Genomic DNA, 6,833 nt, shown 5'->3' on the forward strand with positions numbered 1-6,833 from the left:
TACAACACGACGACAGAACACCCACGGGACCGAGGTTCGCGAGCTTTTGTATCCGTGGCATCCCTGGTCCGGGCGGTTTGTTCACGTCCATGAGGCGCTGTCCAAAGGGACGCATATTTTCCGCTGCAGCCTTTCTGGTTCTTCTTCTGATCGACTTCTTGAAGTCCCAGCATGGATGTTCGACCGCTCCGTGAGCGGATATTGGCGCAGCCCGCCGGTTCCTTACGTCGATCTCTCAAGCCTGCATGCTTTGGCAAAGTTACTGGAAGACGCCGATGCCTCATCGCAATCTGCGGTAATGGGCGCAGCATTGGCCTCTCACGAAACGAGTCGGAGAGATGTCCATGCCTTGCCAGTCCATGACATACCAGTTCGATCTGTTTTCGGTTCCACAGCGGGGAAAGAAGGCAGGGACGCCGCAATGGCTGGAGTTGCCAGAGGAGACCCGCCAAGCGCTGACGGTGCTCATCGTGCGGCTGTTCGTCGATCACGCAAACTGCGGGCGTGCCTCCCAGCAGAAGGATGCCGGTCATGATGCATGAGAAGATCGGGCCGCATCATCTGGAGCGGAAGGCCATCCTCTATGTTCGGCAGTCCTCGGCTCACCAGGTCCTCCACAATCGCGAAAGTAGCGCCCTCCAGTACGCCATGCGCGACCGGCTGGCCGCGCTTGGATGGTCACATATAGAGACGGTGGATGACGACCTTGGTCGTTCGGCCGCCGGCGGCGTGACCCGCGCTGGATTTGACCGGATGGTGGCGGAAGTCTGCCTTGGAAAGGTCGGCGCCGTGGCGGCACGTGAGGTATCGCGCTTCGCCCGGAACAGCCGGGACTGGCAACAACTCATCGAGATGTGCCGTGTTGTTGATACGGTCCTGGTCGACCAGGAAGCGGTTTATGCGCCCCGCCAGGGCAACGACCGCCTGCTCTTGGGTTTGAAGGGCAGCCTCAACGAGTATGAACTCGATCTCTTGCGTCAGCGTTCCCTTTCCGCCCGCTATGAGAAGGCTCGCCGCGGTGAACTCGTCGTTACTGTTCCGGTCGGCTTCGTAAAGGCCGGTGACAGGATCGAGAAGGATCCCGACCGACGCATCCAGGAAGCCATTGCACTCGTCTTCAACAAGGTTGCCGAACTCGGCAGTGCGCGGCAGGCTCTACTATGGTTCCTCGAGCAGGGGCTGGACCTGCCGGTCAGGTACGCCAATGGTGACGTCATCTGGCGAAGGCCAAATTATGCCACCATCCACCGGATGATTGCGAACCCGATCTACGGCGGAGCGTACGCTTATGGTAAGAGTCGCTCCGTGCCCCGATACGATGGCCGATCTGGAATTCGCCGCAAGACGCGTGATGAATGGTTGGCGCTGATCCCGGATGCACACGAAGGTTACGTCAGTTGGGAACGGGCGGAGGAGATCCGCAAGATGGTCAGCGATAATATGCCGGCTAGCCGCCATCACGGAGCGCCGAAACATGGTGACGCTCTGCTTGCCGGCCTTTTCCGTTGCAAGAGGTGCGGTCGGAAGCTGACGGTCCGGTACACCGGAGCCAAGCATAACATTCCGCGCTATTCCTGCTGGCGTGGTCTACTCGACAATGGCGAGCCCCGCTGCATTGCTTTCGGCGGTCTGCGGGTCGATGACGCGATCGAAGAGGCGCTGCTAGGGGTGGTGGAACCGGGAGCCATTGCCGCCGCCATCGAGGCGGAACGGAATATGGCCAGCCAACGCGACCGGGTTCAGGATGCCCTGCTGCGCGACCTCGAGGCAGCGCGCTATGTCGCCGACCGGGCCTTCCGGCAATACGACGCGGCCGATCCGGAGAATAGGCTGGTGACGTCGGAGCTCGAAGCACGCTGGAACAAAGCGCTCGCTCGTGTCGGCGAGATTGAGGCCAAGATTGCCAAACATCGGACAGTTGCGCCGCAGCCATTCCCCATGTCCGCTTCCCAGGTAACCGCACTTGCGGGGAATCTTCGCATCGTCTGGACGGCGCCGACAACCGATGCAAGGCTGAAGAAGCGCATCGTGCGCACGCTCATCAATGAAGTGGTCGCCGATCTCGATGATGGAACCTCTGAGATCGTCCTCGTCATTCATTGGGTTGGTGGCGTCCATACCGAGCTGCGCCTGCCTAAACGGCGCCGCGGGCAAAGAAACGCGACGCCTGACGACATCGTCGACGCTGTGCGACAGCTCGTCCTTATTGCCAATGACGATGTGATTGCCGGTGTCCTCAATCGCAATGGACTGACGACCGGCAATGGCAATCGTTGGACACGGGAGCGGGTCACTGCGCTGAGGTCATATCGCAAGATTCCGGTCTTCCGTCCCCAGATCGACGGTGTCGAGCCGTGGCTTAATCTGAGCGGTGCGGCGAAGTTACTCGGGATAACACCAAAGACGCTGCGTCTGGCGGCCGAGGCCGGCGAGATTGAGGGGGCTCATCCGCTACCCGATGGCCCATGGATCTTCAGCCGTTCAAGAATCGCGACTCCACAAGCACGTCAGATCCTCAATCGTGCCCGGCAAAACCCTCGACACCCCACAGGATCGTCTCCAGATCAGGAAAGCTTATTCTCTTCAACAACATAGAAAGATGGGCGTTATGAAACAGGATTGTAGTGCTCGAACCACAAAGGCAGCTGGGCGATGACGGTTTCAGCGTCGGGGATGGGATTGACCGAGACGTAGTCGCGTTTGAAGGTTTTGACAAAGGCTTCGGCCATTCCGTTGGATTGGGGGCTGCGAACCGGCGTCGAGCAGGGCTCCATGCCGATCTCCCGCAGTAGCGATTTCGTATCTTTAGCAATGAAGCACGAGCCGTTGTCCGTGAGCCATTCGATTGGCTTTGGAAGGATATTGATGCGGCCGAAGCGGTTCTCTACGGCCGTGATGACGAGGTCCTGAACATCCTCGCTCTTAATACCCCCGGTCGTCGCGACATGGGCGATGGCCTCCCGGTCGCAGCAGTCGAGAGCGAAGGCAACGCGCACTTTCTCTTTGTTGTCGCAGCCGATTTCGAAGCCGTCAGAGCACCAGCGAAGATTTGAGCGCTCAACGGCAACACGTCCGTCATGGCGGCGCGTATCGATCGCACCGGTATGACGCTGGAGAAGCAATCCATGCAGCTTCATCACGCGATAGACGCGTTTGGCGTTTGGCCATGAGCGTCCTTCGCGGCAGGCGCTGCGGCGTAGGATGGCGTGAACACGGCGATATCCATAGGTCGGCATATCGGCAATGATCGCTTCGATCTCCTCCACCAGCTCCCGATCAGCCAGTGGAGGTCGTCCACGGGCTTTGGAAGAAGGCTGCTTCACCCGCTCTGCGATATTCGACCGCGCAACACTTAAAGTCTCGCATACCGCCGTCATCGAGAAGTGCCCTTCGGCAAGGACAGCGATCGCAACAAGTGTTTTTTTGGGCCGGCGGCGATCTCAAGGGCTTCCTTGAGAATCTCGCCTTCCATCGTCTTCTTGCCGAGCAGGCGTTGCAGTTCTTTTACCTGGTTCTGAAGGGCTCGATACTCAGAAGCCGGAACGACCTCTTCCTGCGATGCGGTGGCGGTCAATGCCCCTTGGGCGGCGAGCTTGCGCCAATTGAACAACTGGTTCGGCTGGATGCCGTGACGCCGGGCAACGATGCTGACCGTCACGTCTGGCTCATACGTCTCCTGGTCGATGGCCAGCTTTTCGGCCGTCGACCAGCGACGCCGCCGCTCCGGGCCGGAAAGAACCTCTATCTTCGGATTGTGACTGCTCATAATGGGCACATTACCTCGCTCACTTAATAAGTGGGAGATCCTGTCCGGTGATTTATGGGGCCATTACAGCTTTCGCGCGAGGCGGAGAACGCCCGTCTGCGTCAGATCATCAAGGAATTGCAGCGCCACCGGTTCGGTCGCCGTGCCGAGACGCTCCCAGAAGATCAGCTCCTGCTTGGGCTTGAAGAGGCCGAGCAAGTCGAGGCTGCCGGTCTGGAGGACAACGAGCAAGCCTCTCCCGCTGTTCGACAGGCGCAGGTCGCCAAACGCCGCACGAACAGAGGTTCGCTGCCAGCCCATCTGCCGCGCATCGAGATCGTGGTCGATATAGATGACCACGCCTGTCCCTGCTGCAGCAACGACCTGCATCGCATCGGCGAGGATGTCAGTGAGAAGCTGGACCTTGTGCCCGCCCAATTCCGCGTTCTTGTGGTGCGCCGCCCAAAATATGCCTGCCGGACCTGCGAGGAGGTCGTTGTTCAGGCTCCAGCCCCGGCAAGGCTGATCGAAGGCGGCATTCCGACGGAAGCAACCGTCGCCCAGGTGCTGGTTTCCAAATATGCCGACCACTTGCCGCTGTATCGACAGGCGCAAATCTACAAGCGTCAGGGGACCTCGACCGTTCGACGCTCGCCGACTGGGTCGGCCGCGCCGCTTGGCATCTGCGTCCTGTCCATCAACGGCTGCTCGATCATTTGAAGTCGTCGTCCAAGCTCTTTGCCGACGAGACGACGGCCCCGGTGCTCGACCCTGGGCGCGGCAAAACCAAAACCGGCCAGCTCTGGGCCTATGCGCGGGATGACAGGCCGTGGCAGGGCGAGGACCCACCCGGCGTCGCTTATGTCTACGCGCCGGACCGTAAAGGTGAGCGACCGATGGCCCATCTCGACGGCTTCGTCGGTATTCTGCAGGTCGACGGCTACAGTGGATATCGCCCGCTCGCGGCAAAGAACACCGTGTCACTGGCATTCTGCTGGTCCCACGTTCGCCGCCGCTTCTATGAACTCGCCGCGGCCGGTCCGGCACCCATTGCCAGCGAGGCGCTCAAACGCATCGCCGAACTTTACAAGATTGAAGACGAGATACGTGGCCTCGCACACGAGGAGCGTAGCGCCACGCGCCAAGAAAAGAGCCGACCGATCACCGACAGCCTCGCTCCCTGGCTGCGCGAACAACTCGGCCTCATCAGTCAGAAGACGAAGCTCGCCGAGGCAATTCGTTATGCCCTCTCACGCTGGGATGGCTTGACCCGCTTTATTGACGACGGCCGTATTGAGATCGACTCCAACACCGTCGAACGATCCATCAGGCCGATTGCCCTCAATCGCAAGAACGCACTCCTCGCAGGTTCAGACGCCGGGGCAGAACACTGGGCAACCATCGCGTCGCTTATCGAAACCGCCAAGCTCAATAATGTCGAGCCGCTCACCTATCTCTCGGACATCCTCACCAGGATCGTCAACGGGCACCCAAATACCCAGATCGACGACCTGCTGCCCTGGGCCTATGCCGTAAAGCCCGAACTCAAAGCCGTGGCCTGAGAACACCGCTCTGATGTCCGTTGTCAATGCTTTGGGCGCGAGAAACCGACCGCCCAACCGAACGCTGTTCATGATGATGATCGCGTATGGGTGGAGGCGGAACTGAAGGACGTCGGTGATCAAACTCTGATGCGCGGGTTGGCTACCGCATTCCCGATTGTGCGTCCGGGGCTGTTCCGATCTTACTACGGGCGTCGGTCAATTGCCGGCCACAAAGCGTCTGACGGGTGTTCCCCTGCCGTTGTCCCGCCTCCGCCCATGCGCGAGGTGCAAGTTCGCTTCGGCGACTTATGATTTGATCGCCTGCGCCTCCCTTGCAACAGCCCACATGAAGCCGGTCAGCTCGCGGGCAATGGCGGTGCAAACCACTGTCGTTCGCTTTCCCCGAGTGGCGAGCATTCGATATCGAGATGTCAGCCGGCTCTGAGCCTTCCATGCAATTTCTCGAACTTTCGATGGGGCTTGCTCCATGAGGTAGAGCTTTCTCGTGCCGACCTTCGGCGGATGCCGATAAGTCCAGGCGCTCTCGACCAGCATGTGCCGAACCCGACCGTTGCCGGCCTTGGTGATCCCACCCCGTCTGACCGTCTCACCCGTTGATCGCTCACCAGGGACCAGGCCGAGATAGCCCATCAGTTGGCGAGGGCTCTCAAATCGGCTTACGTCGCCGACCTCCGTGGCGAATGTCACGGCGACGATCAGATCGACCCCTCGCAGGGTCTGCAGCGCTCGAATGACCGGCGCCAGCGACCAGGTTGGGACGAACTCCTCGATCACCTTCTCCAGTCGTTCGACGCGCTCTTTCGAGACGCGCACCGCCTCGACCATTTCCTGCAACGCAATCTGATGCGCCGGATGATCGAACTGTTGCTCCTGCAGCCAGCGCAGGTAGCGCATCGTCCAGCCCTTCTTGCGTGGATAGATGCGACTGTGTTTGAGCATAAAGGCACTGATCTGTTGTCGGTGAACCCGCAATGTCTCGACAGCAGCAGCTCGAGCGCGAACGAGGTCGCGCATCGCCTCATGGCCCTCATCAGGAACCCACACTGCCGTGAGCTCGCCGGCCCTCAATAGCCGGGCGAGCGCGAGTGCATCTCGACGGTTCGTCTTTACTCTGTCGCCCGGCCTCCTGGGGATCAATGATGGAGCGACCACCACACATTCATGGCCAAGCGATCGGATAAGCCGATGCAGCCCGTATCCGGTCGGACCCGCCTCGTAGCAGAAATGAACTCGGTCAAACTTTGCTGCTATCCGCTGGATGATGCGGCGCATGCTGGTATCAGAGGCGTCAACCTCACCCCAAAAGCGGACCTCTCCCTCCCGGCCGGATTCAGCGATAGCAATCGCATTCTTTAATTTGGCGACATCGATTCCTATAAAAGCTTCTTTATAATCTGCCACGGCTCGTCCTCCTGTGATGAGGATCGGCTCGGCCTATCCGAGCAACCCTCGGAAGACCAGTGTAGGGCGAGCCACCTCAGGCACGAAGACGGACATACGGTCTTACGGTTTTCTCAACTTTT

The 6,833-nt window shown here is 59.8% G+C and carries 4 protein-coding genes and 1 pseudogene; 3 read left to right on the top strand and 2 right to left on the bottom strand.

Going from position 1 to position 6,833, the window contains the following annotated elements:
• Window positions 1-344 precede the first annotated feature (344 nt).
• Together AS026_RS12015 and AS026_RS12020 are read left to right on the top strand one after the other, a co-directional pair.
• On the top strand, window positions 345-542 hold the full coding sequence (locus tag AS026_RS12015; RefSeq protein WP_028749735.1) for a hypothetical protein: 198 nt from the start codon (window positions 345-347) through the stop codon (window positions 540-542).
• On the top strand, window positions 532-2,595 hold the full coding sequence (locus AS026_RS12020; RefSeq protein ID WP_062368484.1) for a recombinase family protein: 2,064 nt from the start codon (window positions 532-534) through the stop codon (window positions 2,593-2,595). Before AS026_RS12015 ends, AS026_RS12020 begins: the two co-directional genes overlap by 11 nt.
• Window positions 2,596-2,606: 11 nt before the next feature.
• Here the strand turns inward: AS026_RS12020 and AS026_RS39755 are convergent.
• Window positions 2,607-3,766, bottom strand: a protein-coding gene (locus tag AS026_RS39755) for an IS3 family transposase (protein WP_100248152.1) whose coding sequence is annotated in 2 segments (ribosomal slippage) — window positions 2,607-3,430 and window positions 3,430-3,766 — 1,161 coding nt in all. Because the reading frame shifts where the segments join, the coding sequence is not laid out codon by codon here.
• Between the two features lie 54 nt (window positions 3,767-3,820).
• Between AS026_RS39755 and tnpC the strand changes: the two are divergent.
• Window positions 3,821-5,307, top strand: a pseudogene (gene tnpC, locus AS026_RS12035) (IS66 family transposase).
• Between the two features lie 288 nt (window positions 5,308-5,595).
• Here the strand turns inward: tnpC and AS026_RS12040 are convergent.
• The gene (locus AS026_RS12040; RefSeq protein WP_028748939.1) at window positions 5,596-6,711 is read right to left on the bottom strand and encodes an IS110 family RNA-guided transposase; all 1,116 of its coding nucleotides are present in this window, start codon (window positions 6,709-6,711) and stop codon (window positions 5,596-5,598) included.
• Window positions 6,712-6,833 lie beyond the last annotated feature (122 nt).

It is taken from the genome of Rhizobium altiplani, from assembly GCF_001542405.1.
GTDB classification, from domain to species: domain Bacteria; phylum Pseudomonadota; class Alphaproteobacteria; order Rhizobiales; family Rhizobiaceae; genus Rhizobium; species Rhizobium altiplani.